Here is a 21,822-nt window from a genome sequence, read left to right on the forward strand (position 1 = left end):
AAACAAGACGTTTGCATAAGACTTACTTATTATCAACTTTTCTATCTTTTATCATTTTTGTTTTAGAAAATTCTTCTCTTTCTTTTTCTTCAATTTGACTAGAAATAGATTTAATTGTTTTGTTATAATTTGGTATTTGAACTTTTTCAAGACTATTAACCTTTTTTGAGGTTTTTTTAATCTCTTTATCAAGATTATTAATAGTTGTATCAAGCTCAGCTAACTTATACACCTTACTCTTTAATTCATTTAATGAAATTAAGGCTAGGTCAAATAAAGAGTTTGTTAAACTTAATGAATAAGATAAATCAAGCTTTTTTTCTTCAAAACTTATCTCATAAATTTTCGTTTGCATAAATTTTCTATTTATTAAAGATATTGAATTATCTAATGGTACTGATAAAGCTATTGATTTAAGCTTATCCTCCCCTATAGTTGCACTTGCTTTTTTAATTGCTTTTTTTACATCTTTAATTGATGAATTTACTATATCATTCAACTCGTTTCTTTGATCAATTTTAGCATTATACTGACTAATAAGAGCCTTTCTCTTCTTATCTAAAATATCATAGCCCTCATTGATAAGGTCAAGCTGGGCTTTAGCTTTCATTAGATTGGCTTTGGTTGGTGCAAGCTTAGTCTCTGTCATTATTTCCACCCAAGAATTTTGCTTTATTTTTATCACTTACTCTATGAAGTTGATCTAGAGGAAGTATTTTAAGAATATCCCAACCTAAATCTAATGATTCTTCTATAGACCTATTTTCGTATTGATCTTGGCTTAAGAACTTATTTTCAAATATCTTACCAAATTTCAAAAATTTCTTATCAACATCTGAAAGATCATCCTCACCAACTATTTGTGAAATATTTCTAATTTCTTGAACCTTAGAATAAGATTCATATAACTGATTCATCAAATCATCATGATCATCCCTTGTATATCCTTCTCCTATCCCATCTTTCATAAGTCTTGATAAAGATGGAAGAACATTTATTGGAGGATATATCCCTTTTTGATTAAGTCCCCTATCTACTACAATTTGACCTTCTGTGATATATCCAGTCAAATCTGGAATAGGATGGGTTATATCGTCATTTGGCATAGTTAGTATAGGGATTAAGGTTACTGATCCATTTATCCCTTTTATCATACCAGCTCTTTCATATAAAGAGGCTAAATCTGAGTAAAGATATCCTGGATAACCCTTACGTGATGGCACCTCTTGCCTAATAGATGACACTTCACGTAAAGCTTCTGCATATGATGTAATATCAGTTATTATTACTAAAACATGTTTATTTTTTTCAAATGCTAAGTATTCTGCAGCTGTTAGAGCACATTTTGGTGTTATAAGTCTTTCCATTATTGGATCATCCGCAAGATTTTCATACATAACTACCTTATTTTTTACACCTGCCTTGGTAAAGGCATCATCAAAGAACATTGCTTCATCCTTTTTTATCCCCATTGCCGCAAATACAAAACAAAAGTCTTCATCGGTCTTAAGTTTTGCTTGTCGTACAATTTGGGCAGCTATTTCGTTATGTGGCATTCCAGATCCTGAAAATATAGGTAGTTTTTGACCACGTATTAATGTTGTTAGTATATCAATTGATGATATACCTGTTTGGATAAAATTTCTTGGATATTGTCTTGATACAGGATTTAAAGGTTTACCTTCTACAGAATAAAACTTATCAGAGTAGATTTCTCCACCATTATCAATTGGTCTTGCTACACCATTAAAAGTTCTGCCTAATATTGACTCATTTAATGGAATCTCTAAGGGTTTTTCATTAAATTCAACAACTATATCATAAATTGAGAAATTTTGAGTATCACCAAAAACTTCAACTGTTACTGTGTCTTCATCTATTTTTACAACTTGTCCTATAAATTCTTGACCAAGTGTATTTATCTTTACCACAGCACTATAAGCAATATCTGAAACTTTTTCTAACTCTATAATTGATGCTTCTATTTTTTTAATTCTTGTATATTCTTTTATCATAGTTCACCCTCTTTTAGACTTTGAAAATAAGAACGGATATTGTTATTTAACTCAATAAATTTATCTGTTTCATCATTTTTAATATTATATTTCATGCCATTAAGCTCTGAAATTAAGTCTTTATTGTAAATGTCCTTATAAGATATTCCCCTATCAATAGCTTCAAGGGAATAGTTATAATAAGCTTCTATAGCCTTTAGCATTAAAACTTGCTTTTCTAATGGCACATACTTATCTATATCATTAAAAGCATTTTGTTGAAGATAGGCAATTTTTATAATACTTGCCACATCTAATAGATTTTTTTGCTTATCACTTAAAGCATCTTTTCCAACAAGCATTACTATAGATTGAAGCTTATCTTCTTCAGTAAGTATTGTCATCATCCTATTTCTTAACCCTATAATATCTTCACCTGTCAAGTTTTCATAATAATCTCCCATTTGGTCAAGGTAATTAGAATAAGAAGTAAGCCAATTTATAGCAGGGTAGTGTCTTGAGTAAGCAAGATTTTTATCCAGACCTAAAAATACATTTACACTTCTTTTTGTATTTTCAGTTACTGGCTCCGAGAAATCTCCTCCTGTTGGAGATACAGCACCAATTAGAGTAACTGAGCCCTCACTACCATTTAAATTTATAAAATCTCCTGCCCTTTCATAAAATTGAGAAAGTCTTGAACCTAGATAAGCTGGGTATCCCTCTTCAGCGGGAATTTCTTCAAGTCTTGCAGATATTTCTCTTAAGGCCTCTGCCCATCTTGATGTTGAATCTGCCATAAGAGCTACATCATAGCCCATATCCCTAAAATATTCCGCCATGGTTATTCCAGTATAAATACTAGCCTCTCTTGCTGCTACTGGCATATTTGAGGTATTTGCTATAAGAATAGTCCTTTCCATTAGACCTCTTCCAGTATTTGGATCTATTAGATCTGGAAAGTCTTCAAGTACTTGGGTCATTTCATTTCCACGTTCACCACAACCTATATATATAATTATATCAGCGTCTGAATATTGGGCCAATTGGTGTTGAAGCATTGTTTTTCCTGTACCAAATCCTCCTGGAATTGCTACAGTTCCTCCCTTTGCAACTGGAAAGAAAATATCTAAAACTCTTTGTCCTGTCACTAAAAGCTTATTTAAAGCTTTTGACTCTTTAACAGGTCTTTGAACTCTTACAGGCCAATATTGATAAAGTTTTAATTCTTCTATACCGTCATTTGTTTTAACCTTTACAATAGTATCTTCTAGTTTATAAAAACCATCATCTGATATCTCTATAACTTCACCATTAACATTTGACATTATTCTATGCTCTATTATTGGACTTTCTTTACAAGTTGCATAAATATCGCCTATTTTAATTAAGTCGCCTATTTTGACTTTAATTTTTATATCCCACAGTTTTTCTTCATCAAGATTTGATAAACCTAAACCAGAAGGAATAAAAGCTCCATTTTTTGCAGCAATCCTATCTAATGGTCTTTGAATACCATCAAACATATTTCCAATCATACCAGGTCCAAGCCTTACTGATAAAGGTCTATGTGTAGGGACTATTTCATCACCTACCTTAAGACCTGAACTATCTTCATAAACTTGTATTACACCCATATTGCCATCTATAGATACTACTTCACCTATAAGTTTTAAAGAACCTACATTAACCATTTCTCTAACTTTAAGTTTACTAGCATCTTTTGCTACTATTACAGGTCCATTTATAGATTTAATTCTTGGAGTCATATAATTCCTCCATTTCTTTTTTGAAATTTTCAGCAATTTCTTTATAAAATTCGCTACCAATTTCATACTTATAATTGTCTAGTTTCTTTTCTAAAGAAAAATTATATTGATAGGTAAAATCTTTATTTCTTATAATAAAGCCACCAATCTTACTATCATCCATAGTTTCGGTATCAAAATCAAATAGTTCTTTGTCAGATTCTCTAACCGCTAAAATCAGAGAATCATCATCCTTAGATAAGCTTTCAAATATTTTTGTAGCCTCTATTTTTAATTTTTCTTTGTATTCATCACTTTTACTATAGTCAATAAGCTCTAATCTAATTTCATCAATTAGTTTATTTAAGAGTTCTTCCTTAAATTTATTATAAAGTGTTTTTTCGTGCTGAGATATATTTGCTATTTTTTCATTTTTTCTTGAATTAGCAAATTCTTCTCTTTTTTCCATGTACTTATTATATTCATTTTCTAGCTTTATTTTTATTTCACTTAAAGCTTTAGATGAATTTTCTGTAGAATTATAAAGCTGTTTCTCGCTTTTTTTCTTTTCATTAGACCAAACCATCTTTCTAAAGCTTGATATCTTTGAACTTAAATCTAGCATATTATATTCCTTACTAATCTAAAACTACTATCAAGGGTTTGTCCTTGATTTGTCTAAAAGATTCAACCTCATCTTTAATAAGTTCATAACAATCTTTTGAAAATATTATTAATGCTGTTTCCTTATTTCTAGAATATTGATTGAAATTTTTTAATATTTGATCATTTTTGTCGATAAGGCAGCCATCTATACCTCCGAGTCTAAACCCTAGAAGTAGTGACATATCCTTAGTTATAATATTTGCTTTCATTTTATGCGTAAAGAATTAATATAGAAATAATTACACCAAAGATAGCAATACCTTCAGCAAGTCCAACAAAGATTATTGTTCTACCCAAAATAGATGCATCTTCTGAAATAGCTCCTAAAGCGGCTGAACCTACTTGACCTACAGCATATCCAGTTCCTATAGTTGCAAGACCTGTTGATAAAGCAGCACCTATATATTTAAGACCACTTGCAGCCATTGCTTCATTTCCATTTGCTGCAGCCTTAACTCCATCTGGTAAAATCAAGACTAAAATCATAACCATGATTGGAACAAATGTTGATAAATTAATTTTTAAGGCTTTTTTTATTTTTTCCTTTGATGGGTCCTCATTGTTTTTCATTAAGTATAAACCTGAATAAATTGTCATTGTTACACATAAAAGTGCTAAAATTGTTACTAAAATCATATTTTTCTCCTTATAATTTACTTATTGGACTAAATTTATGTCCATCTCCCTTGTAATATTTACTAAACATTTCGTAAAATTCAAGCCTTAAGCCTTGGATAAATACTATCATTCCCTCTAGACCTATAATTAGAATATTACCTAAAATCAATATAATTATTCCTATAAAGCCTCCACCGACAAGCTTACTAATAACTTCAAATGCCATATATAAACCTACGTGGTTTATTGCAAAGGCTCCAACCCTTGTAAAAGAAACAAGATTTGAAAATACTGATAAAAGTGCTTCTATTATAGAAAAAGAACTTTCTACGTAATAATCTGAACCTGATTGATCATATAAAGGACTAACACTAAGTAATATTCTAGTGATAGGTTGCTTAAATATCATCATAACTATAGATAAGATTAAAAGTATTAATGATATTATCATTGGTAGTGGATTAATATTTACTATATTAAGTATTATCATAATAAATGATATCATCATTATGAGTCCTGCTATTCCCTCTTTACCAAAAATACCCTCTTCTAAATCTTTTTGTTTGACTAACTTATTATATATTCCGATAAGATATGATATTATTAATAAAATAATACCAAATCCTACAGATGCTGCTAAAACTTTTATTATATTATCAAATGGTTTTATAAGCAGAGTTGGTATCAAAGTTTCAATTCCAAAGAATGAACCATACATAAGACCAAAAATTGATGCTGATATTCCAATCCTTCTAATAAGTTGACCAAAAACTTCATTTTTCTTTCCTATAAAGAAGCTAGCTAATATAAAAACTAAACCTTGTCCTAGATCACCGAACATCATTCCATATAAAAGCATATATGTAATGGCAAAAAATCCTGTAGGATCTACTTCATTATAATTTGGAGCACCATACATATTTACTAAAAATTCAAATGGCTTAAATATTTTATTATTCTTCAGCTTAGTAGGTGGATTGGCTATTGTTTCCTTATTTTTTTTTTGGTCGATCAAGCTGTCTTCATACTTATCGACTGTATCTTTTAATATCTTAAATTTTGATTCAGGAACCCAGCCTGAAAGGTAAAAATATTTATTTCCTCTAAGCATCTTTTCTTTAAGTTTTGAAGATTTTTTATAATAATCTATTGTTTTTGGGATATTTTCCAAATCAGCTAAATTATCATTTTTTATCTTACTGAGGCTCTTATCTAATTCTTTTAGTTTCCTTTTATTCTCTTCATACTCTTTTCTAAGACTTTCCATATCTGTCCCATTTTCTATCTCTTTATCAATAAAACCCAAGGAAGATATTGTTCTATTTACTTCATCCTCAACATTTTTAGGATATACTAAAAGATAATCCTCATTTGACTGATCTATATTCTTACTTTTTGGACTATTTTTATATTTATCTTTAAAACCTAATTTTTCTAATAATTTCATATAACCTCCTTTCTATTTAATTATCTTTTGGAAGAAGTCTTTTATAATGCTATCTTTCTTATCTTTATAAATTTTTTCAGTTTCAGACTTTTGTTGTTTATAAAATTCTTCTATATTTTTAGATTCTACATTTGCCTTACTTAGAATATCATCATACAATTTAGACGAATCATTTTTTGTCTTTTTATCATACTCCTCATTAAGTTCTATGCTGATTTTATTAACATTGGCCTTCTCATTTTCTAAAATTTTATCCGTATCATCCCTAAGTTTTTTAGTTTCTTTATCAATATTATAGATATCTCCAAGAGCCTGCTTATTTATTTCAATATCAGGATCATTTTCTTTTAAGTGAATAATTAATGATGGTATTGATTCATAATTATTTTTTAATATAAATCTACCGTCCTTGCTTACTTCACCAAGTCTATACGAAAAATAATTAAGTTTTTGTACCTTATTTATATCAATATCTTCATTTTCTAATGCTCTTAAATTTCTAATGTATTCTTCAAGTTTTATATTTCTTTCTTCTAACTTTTTCTTTTCATTAATCTTTTCATCTAATATATTATAAAGATATTCAAGTTTTTCATTATCAATTTTTTTCCCATGAGTAGAATCTTTTAAGTTAAGAAACTCTTTCATATCTTCAAGTTTCTTTAAAAAATTAGGGTCTAATTTTTCAAAAGATTCAATATTATTGAAATCTTCAGTTTTTTCAATATTTGCTTCATTTGAAGTTATTGAAAATTCCCTATTTTGAATCTGTCTTAAAGCATCAACTTGGTCAAATTCATCAATTTCTATTAAATCTTCTAAAAAACTATCTAGATTATCTAACCTTGCCATTATATTGACTAGATGCATTTTTTCTACAGCCATAATTCACCTCTCTATTATATATTTTTTCTTCTCATCTTTATCAAAACTTTCGTCAAGTTCCAAAAGACTAATTAGATTTCTATTAGATATGTCTATCATATCAACAATATAGATTAGTTTTAATAAATCATATTTAGAATTAGCTAATTTTTTTGAAAGTTTTGATAAATAATCTTCTTTTGCCTTATAAAAAGTTTTACTAGTTAAAAATAAATCTTTATATTGACTTCCTATTATAAAGTCTTTGAAATTAATTAAATTCATATTAGATAATTTTATCAAGTCATCAGACTTAAGATATTTACCTCCTTCAATTAAATAGTTAAACATTTCATTACTATTTATATCAAAGAATCTTATAAGTCTATAAAGCATCTCTATATTAAATATATCTATTTTTTTTCCTATAAAGTCTCTTAACTCATCTCTTTCATTTTTAGAAAATTTAGAAATTTCTTCTAAGAGGTCCCTATAATAGAATTTATTCAAAGAATTTGAAGACAAAAATATTAATGAGCTTCTATCCACATTTTCATTTAAAAATGGGAATAAGCTCCTATAATATCTAGTATTGTTACTTTTTAAAACAAAATCTTCAAAATCATAGTCTTCTTTTATATCAAAGGCTTTTGAAAACTTATTTTCTTTTATAATTTCCAAGCTATCTTTTATATGATTATTTAGCAAAGCTTGTATTATAAGCTGTAGAATTGAAATTTCATATCTAGAAATATATTTAATGAAAAATTCTTTTTCTTCACCCTTTATAAATTTCAAAAAAGAATAAAGGTTATCGTATAAATGATTTTCAAGACCGATTTCTAAATCACTTTTACTTGTTAAAGAAGATATTTCCGGATAAAATGATTTGATAATATCAAGTTTTCTATCTGTATCATCTTCGTATAATAAATCTCTTCTAATGGTCTTATCCGGTAATTTACCTAGTTTTGCCTTTGCTTTAACTACATAAGACTTCATGTTCTCCTTCTTTCTATCTAGCTTATTAAATCTCCAGATATAGTAAATGATGTGTGATCTGTAATCTTTACCTTTACAAATTTTCCTATAAGGCTATTATCAGCCTTAACATGAACTAATTTAAAGGTATCTGTCCTACCGGTCAGCACTTCTCTGTTATTCTTACTTTCAGACTCAAGAAGAACTTCAACTGTTTTTCCTAAGTATTCTTTATTTTTCTCATTAAAAATAGGATATAAGGTATCAAGTAGTCTGTCAAACCTATCTTGGACAATCATATCGTTTATTGGTGTAAGCTTACTTGCCTTAGTGTTTGGTCTAGGCGAGTATTTAAAGGTAAATGCTGAATCAAAACCAACTTTCTTACATACATCAAGTGTTTCTATAAAATCTTCTTCATCTTCTGTAGGATAGCCCACAATTATATCCGTAGATATAGATATACCTGGTATTTCTTCTTTTAATTTTAATGCTCTTTCAAGGTATTTCTCTTTTGTATATTTTCTATTCATATCTTTAAGAACTTTATTAGATCCACTTTGCATAGGTAAGTGAAAATAATTACAAATATTATCATATTTTTTAATTACTTTAATTAAATCATCTGATAAATCTTTTGGGTGACTTGTTGTGAATCTTAATCTTTTTAAACCATCAATTTGAGCACATTTTTCTAGTAGTTCAGGGAAAGTCACATTAAAATCGGACTTATTTCCATAAGAGTTTACATTTTGTCCAAGAAGTGTTACTTCCTTATATCCTTCTCTCACAAGATTTTCTATTTCTTCAATTATATGAGAAGGTCTTCTACTTTCTTCTCTTCCTCTTGATTGTGGAACAATACAATATGAACAGAAGTTATCACAGCCTCTCATTATATTTACATAAGCTTGGAAATTATTTTTTGAGTTGTAATTTACATAGTCATCTTTAACATTATCTTCAGATATATCTATGACTCTTTCTCCGCTTTCTAAATACCTAAATAATAAATCTGGTAGAGAATTTATATTTTTAGTACCAAAGATTATATCAACTTCTTTATGTTTTTTTTCTATAACTTCTCTTGCAACACTGGTTTGCATCATACAACCTGATACTACAATAATTTTTTCTGGATTTTCTTCCTTTAATTTTTTTAAACTCCCAACTTGACCATATAATTTCAATTCCGCATTTTCACGAACCAAACAAGTATTAAATAAAATTAAGTCAGCTTCATCTCTATTTTCAGTTTTTTTATATCCTATGTCTTCCAATAAGTATGAAATTCTTTCAGAATCATGTTCATTCATCTGACACCCAAAAGTAGTTATATTATATGTCTTGCCTTTAAAATGGTCTTTATAAATTTCATTAGTTTTTAATTGCATATTTCTCCTTACAGGCAAAAAAGAGATGATAAAATCACCTCTTTCTTGTACAATTGTATTTTATCAAATATTATTCATCTGAAGATTCTTCATCAATCTCAATACCTGATAGCATTTCTTCAATAGCAAATCCAATGTTGTTATTTAAATCATTATCCCCAAAGTCATCACTTGATTCCTTTTGAGCTGATTTTCTTTTAGCTTTTGCATTAAATCTGTTTTTATTATCATTGTTATCACGTCTTCTTGGTTTTCTTTCACTTCTTTCTGGAGCTTCTTTTAAAGCTTTGATTGATAAACCAATTTTTTCTTCTTCTGGATCAATGCTTAAGATTTTAACTTCAACTTCATCTCCAACATTTAACTCATCAGATGGTTTTTCAACGTGGTCCCATGATATTTCAGATACGTGAATTAATCCTTCAACTCCATCTTGTACTTCTACAAAAGCACCAAAGTCTAATAAATTAACCACCTTACCTGTTATAACATCTCCTACTTCATGTGTATTTACAAATTCTGTAAATGGCTTTTCGAGTAGTTGTTTTCTACCAAGGGAAATTCTATTCTTTTCTTTGTTTAATTTTAATATTTTAACTTCTATATCATCACCGATATTTAATACATCTCTTGGATACTCTACCCTTGTCCAAGCAATATCAGATACATGAAGTAAACCATCAAGGCTTCCTATTTCTATAAATGCACCAAAATCTGTTAATCTTGCTACTTTACCTGTAATTACTTGTCCTTCTTCAAGCTCATCCCATTGTTCGTCTAATTTCTCTTCAACAATATCTTTTCTTGAAAGAACTAAACGATTCTTTCTTTCATCAATTGATATTATTTTAAGATCCCAATGTTCCCCAACAAACTTTTTAAAGTTTTTAACAAAATATGGGGCTATTTGACTTGCTGGAACAAAGCCATTGATACCCATAACTTTAACTGTTAGTCCGCCTTTGTTAGAGCCTACCACATCACCTTTAACAGTTTCTTTGTTTTCGTACGCATCTCTAAGGGCCTTCCAGTTTTTCATTCCTTCAACTCTTCTTGTAGATAAGGCTACATTACCCTCACCATCATCAAGCTTAATAACATAAACTTCTACTTCTTGACCTACTTCAAAATGATTTTTTGGATTTTCTCTTTCTTCTTCAGTCATTTCATCAAGCTTTACAATACCATCTGCACGATATTGAATGTCGACAAAAACTTCATCATCTTTTACATCAATAATTGTACCTGTAACAACATCCCTTGGGTATATTTTTTTCATACTGTCATCAATGCTGTTCATTAATTCTTCATTTGTTAAATCATCCATCCTATTTACTACCTCCTCGATAACCGAATCTGGTGTGGACGCACCAGCGATTACCCCTATTATATTAAATTTTGAGAGCTTTTGCAAAGGTAGATCTTTAACAGTTTCAATTCTAAGAACATTTTTACAATACTTTTGTGCAATTTGATAAAGTTTGTTTGTATTTGAACTATTAAAACCACCGATAACAATCATACAATCAACCTTCTTAGAAAGACTAAGACATGCTTCTTGTCTAAGTCTTGTAGCGTTGCAGATTGTGTTTTCTATTACTACATCATCATTCGTCTTCTCTAACTCATGAGCAATATTCTCAAAAAAATCAATTCTGTTTGTTGTTTGACTAACAACATATAGTTTTGATATATTTGTAATATTTTTTGCTTCAGTCTCATCTTTTACTATTATACCATTATTTACATAAGATGCCATAGCTTTTATTTCAGGATGTTCCTTATCTCCAACAATTACTATTTGATATCCATCATCTTCTTTTCTTTTGATTTTCTTATATATATTTATTAATACAGGACAGGTAGCATCAACAACATTGTTTGAATTTTTTTTTAGCTCATCCTTAAGTTTTTGACTTATGCCATGACTTCGTATAATAATATTAGCATTTGAAATTTCTCTTACTTTATTCTCATCAATTACCTCTACTCCCTTATCTTCTAGCATCTTAACTTGAGTTGGGTTATGAACTAAAGGTCCTAGTGTATATGACTTATTTTCTTTATTACTTTCATTGTTTGCAAGTTCCACACTTCTTCTTACTCCACCACAAAATCCCGAATTTTCAGCTACTATTACTTTCATTTAACCTTCCTTTTGTATAATAAATTATGATTTTCATATATTTTCTCATAAGTTTCATCCATAATCTTGCTCATAGCATCTTTTGATTTAAGTTCTTTAAAATCAGATATTTCTATAGGTTTTTTTATATATAAGTTAGTTTTTTTTAATATTTTGTATTCTGATATTATCTCTATTGGTAATATATTTGTATTTGATTTAAGAGCAATAAAGCCTGCTCCGTCTTTCACATTTTCTCTTTTTATTTCTTTTACCCTAGTACCCTCAGGAAATATACCTAAAATTTGTCCTTTTTTCAATACCTTAATAGAATTTCTTAAAACCCCTAAATCCTTGCCATCCCTTTCAACAGGATATGCCCCAAGCAAGTCTAAAAATTTTCTCAAAAATGGATTTTTAAAAAGTTCTTTTTTGGCTAAGAAGTGTATTTGTCTATTTAATGATACAGCAACAAAGATGGGATCTAACATGCTTTTGTGATTAGCACATACTATAAATTTATTATCTTTTGGAAGATTTTCTATGCCATGAACATTTATCCTATATAAAGGAATTATAATAAATTTTATTAAAATATAAAAAAATCTATAAAACATCTTCTTTATCCATATAACTTATAATTTTACTGACTACTTCTTCTATACTTAAATTTGAAGAATCTATTACATATGCATCATCTGCTTTTTTTAAAGGAGATATCTCTCGATGAGAATCAATGTAATCTCTTTTTATAATATCGTCTTTTATTTCATCTATACTTTTGTTTATCTCTTTTTGCTCAAAACGTCGTCTAGCCCTTATTTCAGGACTTGCATCAAGATAAAATTTGTATTTTGCATTAGGAAATACAACTGTACCTATATCTCTTCCATCTAATATAATGGACTTATTTGAGGCGATTTTTCGTTGAAGTTTTACTAAATATTCCCTTACAGCCATGATTGAAGATACCCAAGATACATTTTCTGTTACAAAGCTATCCCTTATTTCTAAGCTTACATTTTTATTATTTAAATATACTTTATTATTTTTTATATCAATATTTATTTTCTCGAGTAATGATTTATTTATATTTTCATCTTTCTTAATATTGTTTTCTAGAAAATAAAGAGTAAGGGCTCTATACATTGAGCCTGTATTAAGATAAGATATTTCTAATTTTTTTGATAATTCATTTGCAATAGTTGACTTACCAGATCCACTAGGTCCATCAATTGCAATTATATAATTATTCATTTTTCCTCCTTATATCATTTGCACAAGCATATCCTTGGGAAAATGCCACTTGTAAATTATATCCTCCAGTTAAACAATCTACATCAATTACCTCGCCTACAAAATAAAGATTTGGAACTAACTTGGACTCCATAGTTTTTGGATTAATTTCATTACAGTCAATCCCACCGCTTGTTATTATGGCGGAATTTATATCTTTTAGTCCATCAAAACTTAAGTGAAAAAATTTGATTTCTTTAATTAATCTATGTCTTTCTTCTTTTGTAATTTGATTAGCCTTTATCCGATTATTTATTTCAGATCTTTCTAATATTATATCTATAAAGGCGTTTAAAAGTAATTTTTTTAGGATATTTGATATATCTTTATTAGGATTTTTATCAAACTCTCTAAGAAGTCTATTATCAATCTTTTCAAAATCTAAAGCAGGCTTAAGATCTATATACATTCTAATTACTCTACTCCTATTAATTAAAGATGAGAGTGTTAATACAATTGGACCTGTTATAAAGTCTTTAGCAAAAAGCATATCACCAAATTCTTTAAAATCCCCTCTATTTGTTTCTATATTAAGACTTACATTTTTTAAACTTATGCCATTTAATACATTTAAGTTTTTGTCTTTAAAAATAATAGGACATAATCCCGGAACTTGATGTATTATTTTATGTGAAAATTTTTTAGCAAACTTATAGCCGTCTCCAGTCGAACCTGTCAAAGGATATGAAAGTCCTCCAGTAGCTATAACGAGTTTATCAAATTCATAAGCACTTTGACTTGTTTTAACCTTGAATTTATCATCTTTATACAAATCTATTACATTCTCATTAAGTCTTAAGTTTATATTTTTTTTTCTAATTTGTTTTTCAAATAGTTTTATAACATCATTTGACTTCTCACTTTTTGGAAATACCCTATCTCCTCTTTGTATAGATAGTTTTAGATTATTCTTTTCCATATAATCCATAAGGGCATAATTATCAAAGTTTGTAAATGATGAATACATAAATTTCTTATTAACCACTATATTTTCTAAAAATTCATCAAAAAATTTGGCGTTTGTAATATTACATCTACCCTTGCCTGTTATAAAAAGTTTTTTACCTATCTTATCATTTTTTTCAATTAAGGTAATTTCGTTATTTTCAGTTTTTGCATTTATTGCAGTAAATACACCACTTGCCCCTGCACCTATTATTCCTATTTTTTCCATACCTATTCCTACAAACACCTTAAATAATTAATCTCTTCATTGCTAAGTTTGGCATAATCTCCGCTTTTTAGATTACCCAGCTTTATTTTTCCAATTTTAATCCTTTTTAAATCTAATACTTTCACTCCAAAATATGCAAACATTCTTCTAATTTGCCTGTTAAAGCCTTGATGAATTACAACTTTATATGTATTATCTGACAAATATTCTATATCGGATTTTGAAGTAATTTCCTTACTAGATAATTTTATAGGATTTTTAAAACTCGATAATTCAGTTTCTGAAAGTTTTTTATTCACTTTAACTATATATATTTTGTCTATAACTTTGCTTGGATGAATTAATTTATTTGTTATAGCTCCATCATTTGTTATAAGCATAAGACCATGACTGTCTTTATCAAGCCTACCTGCACAAAAAAATCTTTCATCTATATCTATTAAATCATTTAAATCTTTTTTATTGTATGGATCGAAATTTGACGAAATATAACCTATAGGTTTATTTAATTTTAGGTAAAACTTATCTTTTATTTCTAAAATTTTTCGATTTACTACAACTTCATCGTTATCTTTTACCATATAAGATAAATCTTCTACCACTTTACCATTTATATAAACTTGTCCATTTTTTACAAGTTCTTCTGCCTTTCTTCTTGAAGAAATACCAGATTTTGCAATAAATTTATTTATTCTCATCAGATTCTTCCTTAATATCTATCTTAGGTAATTCTTCTAAACTTTCTATATTAAAATGTTTTAAGAAATTTTCAGTAGTTACATATATAATTGGCTTACCTATTTTATCAAGCCTTCCATTTTCTTTTATTAAATTCTTAGATAAAAGAGAATCAATAGTTGATTGAGAATTAAGTCCTCTAATTTTGTCAATCTCCGCTCTTGTTATAGGTTGTTTATAGGCAATAATTGATAAAGTTTCAAGAGATGAGTTAGAAAGTTTACTGCTTGATTTTTTTACAAGCTTTGATATATATTTTTCATGTTCACTTCTTGTTGAAAATTGAAATTTACCATCGAAGTTTCTTATAAGTAGTCCACTAGTCTTAATGTTTCTCTCATTTTCCATATCTTTTAGTGCATCTTTTATCTCAGATTTTTTTGAATCATCAATAATCTTAGCAAGGTCGTCTATATCAATCGCTTCTCCCCATATATAGAGTATTTCTTCAATTATTCCTTTTAAATATTCTCTATCCATTAGCTATTAACTTCCCTTTTTAAAATCAAAAACTTATTTACATAATCTTGTTTTAAATAAATTTCCTTAGTCTTAACTAGTTCTAATAAGGCTAAAAATGTTCCTATACATGCATCCTTAGATTTAATTTCATTAATTATGGACTCAAGTCTTATTTTTTTTGTAAATTTTAAAGTATTTCTAACCTTAAGAACATAATCATTTACATCAAGTTTTCTTATAGTATTTATTATATCTGGTTTTTGTCTATTTTTTTCCTTAAATTTATCCATTATTTTTCTAAATTCTTTTGAAAGAATTTCTACGTCTTGGCTGATAACCTCCTCTTTTTCACTGTATTTTGACAAATCTTCTTGAAATTTGTAATAATATAAAAGACCTTTATTTTCAAGAACTTTCATATCATCTTCAACACTTTTTATTTTTTTATATTCTATTAAATATTCAAGGAAATCTTCTTCTACCTTATCACTACCCTCTTTTGGCATAAGTTTTGATGATTTAATATACAACAAAATAGAAGATATATATATAAACTCACTTAATTGGTCTATTGGAATTTCCATATTTTTAATAGTTTCCATATAAGGGTTTGTAATATCTTCTATCTTAATATCATAAATATCAACTTTTTGTTTCTCAATTAGACTTAATAAGACATCAAAAGGTCCTGTATAGACCTCTAAGTCAATATTTAAACTATTATCTTTCATCTAATATTTTTTTTGCATACATTATTGCTATTATTGTTTTAGCATCTGTTATCTCACAATTTATAACCATATTATAAGCATCTTCAATTTTTATACTTTCAACTTCCAAAAATTCATCCTCATCAAGTTCTAATTTAGACTCTTCTAAGTCTTTTGCTATAAAAAATGATAGTTTATCATTTGTAAATCCTGGAGATGCGTGCATATCAAAAAGATATTCTATATCTAAAGGTTTATATCCAATTTCTTCTTGAAGCTCTCTTTTTGCAGTTTCAATTGGTTTTTCATTAGACTCTACAAGGCCAGCAGGTATTTCTAAGCTAAATTCATCTATTGCTTTTCTATATTGTCGTACAAAATAAAGTGAGTCTTCCCCATCATAAGCAATAATCCCAACACCTTTCATGTGGTCTACTATTTCTCTTTTTGAATATTTTTTATCTGGCATTTCAACTGTTTCTACTCTTAATGATAGTATTTTACCTTCATAAATGTTATCTACTTTTATAGTTTTTTCATAGTTATCCATAAAATCATCCTTTTCTTAATCTCTCAGCCATATCTAGCATTTCCTTAGCAGAATCTTTTGTTTTATCTGTTATATCGACTCCACCTATAAGTCTTGCTATCTCATTAACTCTCTCTTCACCTTTTAAATTTGTAGAGGAGCTTATTGTCAAAGATTTTTCGTCATGTTTTTCTATAAGTATATGATTATTAGATAAAGAAGCTATTTGAGGAAGGTGGCTTATGGCTAAAATTTGCCTTTCTTTGGATAAATCCAATATCTTCTCACCTACAATTTGAGCAGTCCTTCCACTTATACCTTGATCTATCTCATCAAAAATCATAGTATCTATATTGTCAAATGTAGAAAAAACTTTTTTAAAAGCAAGAACAATTCTTGATATTTCACCACCTGATGCAGTTTTCGACAAACTTTTTAGCTCTTCTCCCTTATTAGTTTTAATCAAAAAATCAATGTTATCAAAACCATTTGGGTCAATTCTCAACTTTTTACTAAAATCTATCCTAAAATCAGCATTTTTTATATTAAGAGATTTGATTTCGATAATTATCTTTTCTTCGAGTTCTTTAGCCTTATTTTTTCTAATATATGACAAATTCTTTGCCATACTTTTTAGACTTTCATCTATATTTTTAATAGAATTTGAAATTTTATCTTTATAATTATCAATTTTATCAAGTTCGTCATATCTTTTTTTTATTTTATCTTTGTAAGTTAAGATTTCTTCTATATTATTACCATATTTTCTCTTTAAATCAAATATTTTTTGATTTATCATCTCAAGTTCATATAATCTTTCAGGGTTTTGATCAAGGCTATCCTTATAAAAATCTAATTCAGAGTATATTTCATTTACAGAATCTATAAGCTCATCCACTTTTGAGTTTATTTCTTTTATATTATCATCAATATTCGAAAAAGAAGAAAGACTCGATGAAAGACTTGCAAGCATTGAACTAATTGATGGACTATCATAGTCATATGAAGATAAGTGCTCTTCGCATTTTTCTATGCATTCTATAAGCTCAGTAACTGAATTTAATCTCTTATACTCTTGGTCTAATTTCTCTTCATTAATATTTTTTAAGTCAACTTGCTCTATATCATCTAATTGATATGAAATCAATTCTTTTTCTCTTGATATTTCCTCTTGAGATAGATCAAATTCTTGATATTTTTTTAAAAAATTATTTTTTTCAATATACAAGGATTCTAATTTTTTTCTAATACTATTACTTTCCGTATCATTTTTATAAGAATCAATTATGTCCAGGTAATTATTTTTATACATAAATATATTTGTATCACCTTGTTTATATACGTCAATAAGAAATTTAGACATATCTTTTACAAGATTTAAATTAGTAATCCTACCATTTATCCTTATTGATGATGACTTATCACTTATTGTTCTTGTAATGATTAATTTATTATCATCAAAAACAACATCCATTTGCTCTAATATATTTATAAGCCTATCATCAAGTAAAAAAACAGCTTCTATAATTGTTTTATTATCAAATTTTCCTATAATATCCTTATTAGCTCTCTTTCCTAATACGATATTTATTGCATCTAAGATAAGTGATTTTCCAGAGCCAGTCTCTCCTGTTATGACATTAAAGCCCTTATCAAAGAATATATGATCTCTCTTGATAATAACAAAATTATTTATAAAAAGCTCTGCTAACACCTACTTCACCATACTTCTTAAAGTTTCAATCAATTCATCTATTTCATCAAGATTTTTAGGTGTAATAAATATTGTATCAAGACCAGTAACAATTCCACCTATATTTTCAAGCTTAGCATTAGTTATATAAAGCCCACAAACTGTAGCTGTATAAGATATAGTTTTAATAACTACAAGTTGATAACTTCTTTCAACAGCAAGAACAGATTCTTTAAATATTTTTTCCATTCTCTCATTTAAAGAATCATAAACAGTATCAATCACTGTATATTTATATTCATAGTCATCTGTTTGTACTTTTGAAATCCTAAGCTCTTTGATATCTCTAGAAATTGTTGCTTGAGTAGCATCTACACCTTGTTCCTTTAACAATCTTGATAATTGACTTTGTGTCTTTACTTCGTTATTCTGAATAATATCTAAAATTAATCTTTGTCTAGTATATTTTTTCATTTAGTCCTCTCAGTTAAATAATCAATTAAGTAAATATGAAAATCATTATTTTTGAATTTATTAATATTTTCCTTAGCCTTATTGTTAAAATCTAATAATAAGCTATTAGCTTCATCTAACGATTTACATGATAGTATATTAAGTTCATTTTTTTCATTCTTATCTAATAAATCATCCTGAATTTGAAATGATAAACCTAAATAATAAGCGTAATTTTCCAAAGCTTTTAATTTATCTTCACTTAGTCCATTTAATAATCCAGCCATGACACACGCCGCCATAAATAATCTAGAAGTTTTATTTTTATAAACTTCTAATATATAGGATAAATCAATTTCCAAGTTTCTTCTTAGGTCATATACCTGACCTTTTATCATACCATCTATTCCACTAGCTTTTGAGAGATAAAGCGATGCATCTAGAAAACGTTGCCCATTTTTAGCCAAATTTAATGAATTTTCAAAAGCCAAATTTAATAAACTATCACCTATAAGAATTGCAATATCTTCACCAAACTTCTTATGAACCGTCGGCTTTCCTCTTCTTAGATCATCATTATCCATTGATGGAAGATCATCATGGACTAGAGAATAAGCATGTATCATTTCAATATTTAATGCCATTTCAATAATCTCATCATTTAGATAACTTTTTTTAGTTAGCATCTTATAGGATTCTAAAAATAGTATTGGTCTAATCCTTTTTCCCGAATCTGTTGCATACCTTAAGGCTTCGTTTAAAGGATTATCATCCTTAAATTTTTCTTCAAATGCCCTATCAATTATTTTCTTATCTTTTTTTAAAATTGTTTTAAAATCTTCTTTATTCATCATTACCACTATCTATAATTTTTATCTTAGCCTTATACTCATCAATTTGCTTATTTAAATTATTATATATATCCATAGCTTCTTTGTATAAGTCTATACTTTTGTCTAAATTATCCTTATTTTCTTCAAGCTGATTAAGTAAAGACTTCATCTTTTTATAATTATCTTCAAATGTATTATTCATATTTTATCTGTGCTTTCACTTCTCCATCACTAAAAACTATCTTAACAAAATCATAATCTTTCAAAGAAAATTTAGAATAAATATCATAACCATCTAAACTTTTAATGGATATAGATTTTCTTCTTATATCTAATATTTCCTTGATTGAAGAAAGCTTTATATTTAAATTTTCAATCAAAGACTCTTTCTGTCCTATTCTATCGTTTAAAATATCTTTTATGCTTTTAAAATATATATCTATTTCATTTTTTTTCTTTTCGATAAGGCTGTTAGGACTAAATAAATCTAACCTTTGTTTTAAATATGAAACTTCTATCTCCTTAAGTTCTAAATTTCTCGAGAAAACTTTTTTTATCTCAATAAAAGAATCTTTAAAATCTTCTCTAAGTCTTTTATAATTTCTTACAAGATAAGAGCCAGCCTCAGTTGGAGTTTGTAAAGATATATCACTTACTAAATCTGTAAGTGAATTATCTATTTTATGTCCAATAGCAGAAACTATTGGTGTATTTAAATTATAAATCATCTCTACTAAATCTTTTTCATTGAAAACTTTTAAATCTTCCTTACTACCACCACCACGAGTTAGTACAATGCAGTCTAAGTCCATATCTTCAAGTCTATTAAGTGCTTTAATTATTTCATCTTTTGCACTACTTCCTTGAACTTTTACTGGATAAAGGAAAATCTCAATATCTTGCATTTCCTTATTTATTACTGAAATAAAATCAACTATTGCAGCCGACTTACTAGATGTTATAAGTCCAATATTTTTAGGATAATCTTTGACTTTCTTTTTTCTATTTAAATCAAAATAACCTTTTTTGTAAAAATCTTCTTTTAGCTTTAAAAAACGTAAATATTCGTCAGATAGACCTGAAACTTTAATATCTTTTATCGCAATAGTTAACCTTGAAGAGTATGTAGAATAAGTAAGATTTCCAATTATTACTACCATATCTCCATTATTTATATTTTCAAAGTCCTCATTTTTATAGAAAAAAATAGCACAATCTACTATATCATTATCCTCTTTTAAAGAAAAGAAAATATGCTCATGCGATACTTTTAAATTAGCTATTTCCCCTTCAATACTTACATTTTGAAATAAAGGATCATGCTTAATAGATGTCTTTACATACTGATTAAATTGTTTTACACTTAAAGACTTCAAAACTATAATCTCTTTTTAGAAATTTTACCAAGTACACTGTTAATAAATTTATATCCATCACTTGTAGAATATTTTTTTGATAAGTTAACAGCTTCATTTATAGAAACACTTACTGGAATCTCTAAGTAGAAAATTTCATTTATACTTAAAAACAAAATAGATTTATCAGCCTTAGATAATCTATTAAAAGAAGACTTTCCAATTTGATTTAGTATTATTTCATTTATATCGTTATAATTTTCTAGATATGATTTTAAAGATAAGTAGCAAAATGAATCTTCTCCTAAGTCTATTTCATGATTATAAAACGAATCTTTAATATTACTTACTTCATTTATTTGATTTTCAAATATTATCTTAAAAATCCATTCTCTTTGTTTTTTTCTATTCATTATATCTTCAAACTGTTTACTTGGACATTAACTCTTTTTACAAGAAGTCCTGTCATAGTTTCAACTTGCCTTTTTACATTTTCTTGAACGTGTTTGATAGTTTTTCTAACATTAACATCTGCCCTAAGTACTAAATTTAAATCTATAGTTACAAAGCCTTCAAACACTGAAATATTAGATGCTTTTTTAAGCTCTTTACTATCGAGTTCTTCTAATTCAACAACTCCATTTATTTCTTCTGCCGCGGTTTTTGCTATTGTTTCAATAGTTTCATTAGCGATTTTTACACTACCGTATTTAAACTCTCTAGCCATCTTTACTCCTTTTTA

At 27.6% G+C, this 21,822-nt stretch carries 25 protein-coding genes; all 25 read right to left on the reverse strand.

The genetic code is table 11. The features are described 5' to 3' along the window. Nucleotides 1-22 precede the first annotated feature (22 nt). The 25 genes from FYJ26_RS00810 to FYJ26_RS00930 all read right to left on the reverse strand — a co-directional run bounded on the left by FYJ26_RS00810 (nt 23) and on the right by FYJ26_RS00930 (nt 21,807). Entirely contained in the window at nt 23-649 is a 627-nt protein-coding gene (locus FYJ26_RS00810; protein ID WP_154538841.1) for a V-type ATP synthase subunit D, read from the reverse strand. Beyond that, nucleotides 636-2,015 (reverse strand): V-type ATP synthase subunit B, encoded by a 1,380-nt coding sequence (locus FYJ26_RS00815; protein ID WP_154538842.1) that lies wholly within the window; start codon nt 2,013-2,015, stop codon nt 636-638. Before FYJ26_RS00815 ends, FYJ26_RS00810 begins: the two co-directional genes overlap by 14 nt. Then, nucleotides 2,012-3,763: a V-type ATP synthase subunit A gene (locus FYJ26_RS00820; protein WP_154538843.1), complete on the reverse strand. Its 1,752-nt coding sequence runs from the start codon at nt 3,761-3,763 to the stop codon at nt 2,012-2,014. Before FYJ26_RS00820 ends, FYJ26_RS00815 begins: the two co-directional genes overlap by 4 nt. After that, a complete protein-coding gene (locus FYJ26_RS00825) occupies nt 3,747-4,367 on the reverse strand; it encodes a hypothetical protein (RefSeq protein ID WP_154538844.1) in 621 nt (206 codons plus the stop codon). The genes FYJ26_RS00820 and FYJ26_RS00825 overlap by 17 nt, the downstream gene beginning before the upstream one ends. 13 nt (nt 4,368-4,380) lie before the next feature. Further along, complete coding sequence (locus FYJ26_RS00830) at nt 4,381-4,617, reverse strand: V-type ATP synthase subunit F (protein ID WP_154538845.1); 237 nt, start codon at nt 4,615-4,617, stop codon at nt 4,381-4,383. 1 nt (nt 4,618) lies between these two features. Further along, on the reverse strand, nt 4,619-5,044 hold the full coding sequence (locus FYJ26_RS00835) for an ATP synthase subunit C (protein ID WP_154538846.1): 426 nt from the start codon (nt 5,042-5,044) through the stop codon (nt 4,619-4,621). 10 nt (nt 5,045-5,054) lie between these two features. Then, nucleotides 5,055-6,473, reverse strand: coding sequence for a V-type ATP synthase subunit I (locus FYJ26_RS00840; protein ID WP_154538847.1), 1,419 nt, complete (start codon nt 6,471-6,473; stop codon nt 5,055-5,057). 12 nt (nt 6,474-6,485) lie between these two features. Further along, nucleotides 6,486-7,358, reverse strand: a complete 873-nt coding sequence (locus FYJ26_RS00845) for a V-type ATP synthase subunit I domain-containing protein (protein ID WP_154538848.1) — start codon at nt 7,356-7,358, stop codon at nt 6,486-6,488. 3 nt (nt 7,359-7,361) lie between these two features. Next, nucleotides 7,362-8,339, reverse strand: a complete 978-nt coding sequence (locus FYJ26_RS00850; protein ID WP_154538849.1) for a V0D/AC39 family V-type ATPase subunit — start codon at nt 8,337-8,339, stop codon at nt 7,362-7,364. A gap of 17 nt (nt 8,340-8,356) precedes the next feature. Then, on the reverse strand, nt 8,357-9,712 hold the full coding sequence (gene miaB, locus FYJ26_RS00855) for a tRNA (N6-isopentenyl adenosine(37)-C2)-methylthiotransferase MiaB (RefSeq protein ID WP_154538850.1): 1,356 nt from the start codon (nt 9,710-9,712) through the stop codon (nt 8,357-8,359). Between the two features lie 70 nt (nt 9,713-9,782). Then, nucleotides 9,783-11,858 (reverse strand): bifunctional 4-hydroxy-3-methylbut-2-enyl diphosphate reductase/30S ribosomal protein S1, encoded by a 2,076-nt coding sequence (locus FYJ26_RS00860; protein ID WP_154538851.1) that lies wholly within the window; start codon nt 11,856-11,858, stop codon nt 9,783-9,785. After that, a complete protein-coding gene (locus FYJ26_RS00865) occupies nt 11,855-12,454 on the reverse strand; it encodes a lysophospholipid acyltransferase family protein (protein ID WP_154538852.1) in 600 nt (199 codons plus the stop codon). Before FYJ26_RS00865 ends, FYJ26_RS00860 begins: the two co-directional genes overlap by 4 nt. Continuing rightward, complete coding sequence (gene cmk, locus FYJ26_RS00870; protein ID WP_154538853.1) at nt 12,444-13,094, reverse strand: (d)CMP kinase; 651 nt, start codon at nt 13,092-13,094, stop codon at nt 12,444-12,446. Before cmk ends, FYJ26_RS00865 begins: the two co-directional genes overlap by 11 nt. Next, on the reverse strand, nt 13,087-14,307 hold the full coding sequence (locus FYJ26_RS00875) for a BaiN/RdsA family NAD(P)/FAD-dependent oxidoreductase (protein WP_154538854.1): 1,221 nt from the start codon (nt 14,305-14,307) through the stop codon (nt 13,087-13,089). Before FYJ26_RS00875 ends, cmk begins: the two co-directional genes overlap by 8 nt. 8 nt (nt 14,308-14,315) lie before the next feature. After that, complete coding sequence (locus FYJ26_RS00880; RefSeq protein WP_154538855.1) at nt 14,316-15,005, reverse strand: pseudouridine synthase; 690 nt, start codon at nt 15,003-15,005, stop codon at nt 14,316-14,318. Further along, nucleotides 14,992-15,525, reverse strand: coding sequence for an SMC-Scp complex subunit ScpB (scpB, locus tag FYJ26_RS00885; RefSeq protein WP_154538856.1), 534 nt, complete (start codon nt 15,523-15,525; stop codon nt 14,992-14,994). Before scpB ends, FYJ26_RS00880 begins: the two co-directional genes overlap by 14 nt. Next, a complete protein-coding gene (locus FYJ26_RS00890; RefSeq protein ID WP_154538857.1) occupies nt 15,525-16,238 on the reverse strand; it encodes a segregation and condensation protein A in 714 nt (237 codons plus the stop codon). Before FYJ26_RS00890 ends, scpB begins: the two co-directional genes overlap by 1 nt. Then, on the reverse strand, nt 16,228-16,767 hold the full coding sequence (locus FYJ26_RS00895) for an NUDIX hydrolase (protein ID WP_154538858.1): 540 nt from the start codon (nt 16,765-16,767) through the stop codon (nt 16,228-16,230). The genes FYJ26_RS00890 and FYJ26_RS00895 overlap by 11 nt, the downstream gene beginning before the upstream one ends. A gap of 4 nt (nt 16,768-16,771) precedes the next feature. Beyond that, on the reverse strand, nt 16,772-18,460 hold the full coding sequence (gene recN / locus FYJ26_RS00900; protein ID WP_326831219.1) for a DNA repair protein RecN: 1,689 nt from the start codon (nt 18,458-18,460) through the stop codon (nt 16,772-16,774). Next, complete coding sequence (locus FYJ26_RS00905) at nt 18,461-18,913, reverse strand: arginine repressor (protein WP_154538859.1); 453 nt, start codon at nt 18,911-18,913, stop codon at nt 18,461-18,463. Next, nucleotides 18,910-19,743 carry a polyprenyl synthetase family protein gene (locus FYJ26_RS00910; protein WP_154538860.1) on the reverse strand — a complete coding sequence of 278 codons (834 nt, stop codon included), beginning with the start codon at nt 19,741-19,743 and terminating at the stop codon, nt 18,910-18,912. Before FYJ26_RS00910 ends, FYJ26_RS00905 begins: the two co-directional genes overlap by 4 nt. Continuing rightward, nucleotides 19,736-19,927, reverse strand: a complete 192-nt coding sequence (gene xseB, locus FYJ26_RS00915; RefSeq protein WP_154538861.1) for an exodeoxyribonuclease VII small subunit — start codon at nt 19,925-19,927, stop codon at nt 19,736-19,738. The genes FYJ26_RS00910 and xseB overlap by 8 nt, the downstream gene beginning before the upstream one ends. Next, nucleotides 19,920-21,101 (reverse strand): exodeoxyribonuclease VII large subunit, encoded by a 1,182-nt coding sequence (xseA, locus tag FYJ26_RS00920; RefSeq protein WP_154538862.1) that lies wholly within the window; start codon nt 21,099-21,101, stop codon nt 19,920-19,922. Before xseA ends, xseB begins: the two co-directional genes overlap by 8 nt. Before the next feature lie 2 nt (nt 21,102-21,103). Continuing rightward, nucleotides 21,104-21,493 carry a transcription antitermination factor NusB gene (nusB, locus tag FYJ26_RS00925; protein WP_154538863.1) on the reverse strand — a complete coding sequence of 130 codons (390 nt, stop codon included), beginning with the start codon at nt 21,491-21,493 and terminating at the stop codon, nt 21,104-21,106. Next, nucleotides 21,493-21,807, reverse strand: a complete 315-nt coding sequence (locus FYJ26_RS00930; RefSeq protein WP_154538864.1) for an Asp23/Gls24 family envelope stress response protein — start codon at nt 21,805-21,807, stop codon at nt 21,493-21,495. The genes nusB and FYJ26_RS00930 overlap by 1 nt, the downstream gene beginning before the upstream one ends. Between the last annotated feature and the right edge of the window lie 15 nt (nt 21,808-21,822).

The sequence above is a fragment of the Anaerococcus porci genome, from assembly GCF_009696575.1.
In the GTDB taxonomy this organism is placed as follows: Bacteria; Bacillota; Clostridia; order Tissierellales; family Peptoniphilaceae; genus Anaerococcus; species Anaerococcus porci.

Excerpts from the sequence above, each read along its gene's own strand:
- FYJ26_RS00810 (WP_154538841.1), bottom strand. The coding sequence starts at position 649 with ATGACAGAGACTAAGCTTGCACCAACCAAAGCCAATCTAATGAAAGCT.
- FYJ26_RS00815 (WP_154538842.1), bottom strand. The coding sequence starts at position 2,015 with ATGATAAAAGAATATACAAGAATTAAAAAAATAGAAGCATCAATTATA.
- FYJ26_RS00820 (WP_154538843.1), bottom strand. The coding sequence starts at position 3,763 with ATGACTCCAAGAATTAAATCTATAAATGGACCTGTAATAGTAGCAAAA.
- FYJ26_RS00825 (WP_154538844.1), bottom strand. The coding sequence starts at position 4,367 with ATGCTAGATTTAAGTTCAAAGATATCAAGCTTTAGAAAGATGGTTTGG.
- FYJ26_RS00830 (WP_154538845.1), bottom strand. The coding sequence starts at position 4,617 with ATGAAAGCAAATATTATAACTAAGGATATGTCACTACTTCTAGGGTTT.
- FYJ26_RS00835 (WP_154538846.1), bottom strand. The coding sequence starts at position 5,044 with ATGATTTTAGTAACAATTTTAGCACTTTTATGTGTAACAATGACAATT.
- FYJ26_RS00840 (WP_154538847.1), bottom strand. The coding sequence starts at position 6,473 with ATGAAATTATTAGAAAAATTAGGTTTTAAAGATAAATATAAAAATAGT.
- FYJ26_RS00845 (WP_154538848.1), bottom strand. The coding sequence starts at position 7,358 with ATGGCTGTAGAAAAAATGCATCTAGTCAATATAATGGCAAGGTTAGAT.
- FYJ26_RS00850 (WP_154538849.1), bottom strand. The coding sequence starts at position 8,339 with ATGAAGTCTTATGTAGTTAAAGCAAAGGCAAAACTAGGTAAATTACCG.
- miaB (WP_154538850.1), bottom strand. The coding sequence starts at position 9,712 with ATGCAATTAAAAACTAATGAAATTTATAAAGACCATTTTAAAGGCAAG.
- FYJ26_RS00860 (WP_154538851.1), bottom strand. The coding sequence starts at position 11,858 with ATGAAAGTAATAGTAGCTGAAAATTCGGGATTTTGTGGTGGAGTAAGA.
- FYJ26_RS00865 (WP_154538852.1), bottom strand. The coding sequence starts at position 12,454 with ATGTTTTATAGATTTTTTTATATTTTAATAAAATTTATTATAATTCCT.
- cmk (WP_154538853.1), bottom strand. The coding sequence starts at position 13,094 with ATGAATAATTATATAATTGCAATTGATGGACCTAGTGGATCTGGTAAG.
- FYJ26_RS00875 (WP_154538854.1), bottom strand. The coding sequence starts at position 14,307 with ATGGAAAAAATAGGAATAATAGGTGCAGGGGCAAGTGGTGTATTTACT.
- FYJ26_RS00880 (WP_154538855.1), bottom strand. The coding sequence starts at position 15,005 with ATGAGAATAAATAAATTTATTGCAAAATCTGGTATTTCTTCAAGAAGA.
- scpB (WP_154538856.1), bottom strand. The coding sequence starts at position 15,525 with ATGGATAGAGAATATTTAAAAGGAATAATTGAAGAAATACTCTATATA.
- FYJ26_RS00890 (WP_154538857.1), bottom strand. The coding sequence starts at position 16,238 with ATGAAAGATAATAGTTTAAATATTGACTTAGAGGTCTATACAGGACCT.
- FYJ26_RS00895 (WP_154538858.1), bottom strand. The coding sequence starts at position 16,767 with ATGGATAACTATGAAAAAACTATAAAAGTAGATAACATTTATGAAGGT.
- FYJ26_RS00905 (WP_154538859.1), bottom strand. The coding sequence starts at position 18,913 with ATGAAAAAATATACTAGACAAAGATTAATTTTAGATATTATTCAGAAT.
- FYJ26_RS00910 (WP_154538860.1), bottom strand. The coding sequence starts at position 19,743 with ATGAATAAAGAAGATTTTAAAACAATTTTAAAAAAAGATAAGAAAATA.
- xseB (WP_154538861.1), bottom strand. The coding sequence starts at position 19,927 with ATGAATAATACATTTGAAGATAATTATAAAAAGATGAAGTCTTTACTT.
- nusB (WP_154538863.1), bottom strand. The coding sequence starts at position 21,493 with ATGAATAGAAAAAAACAAAGAGAATGGATTTTTAAGATAATATTTGAA.
- FYJ26_RS00930 (WP_154538864.1), bottom strand. The coding sequence starts at position 21,807 with ATGGCTAGAGAGTTTAAATACGGTAGTGTAAAAATCGCTAATGAAACT.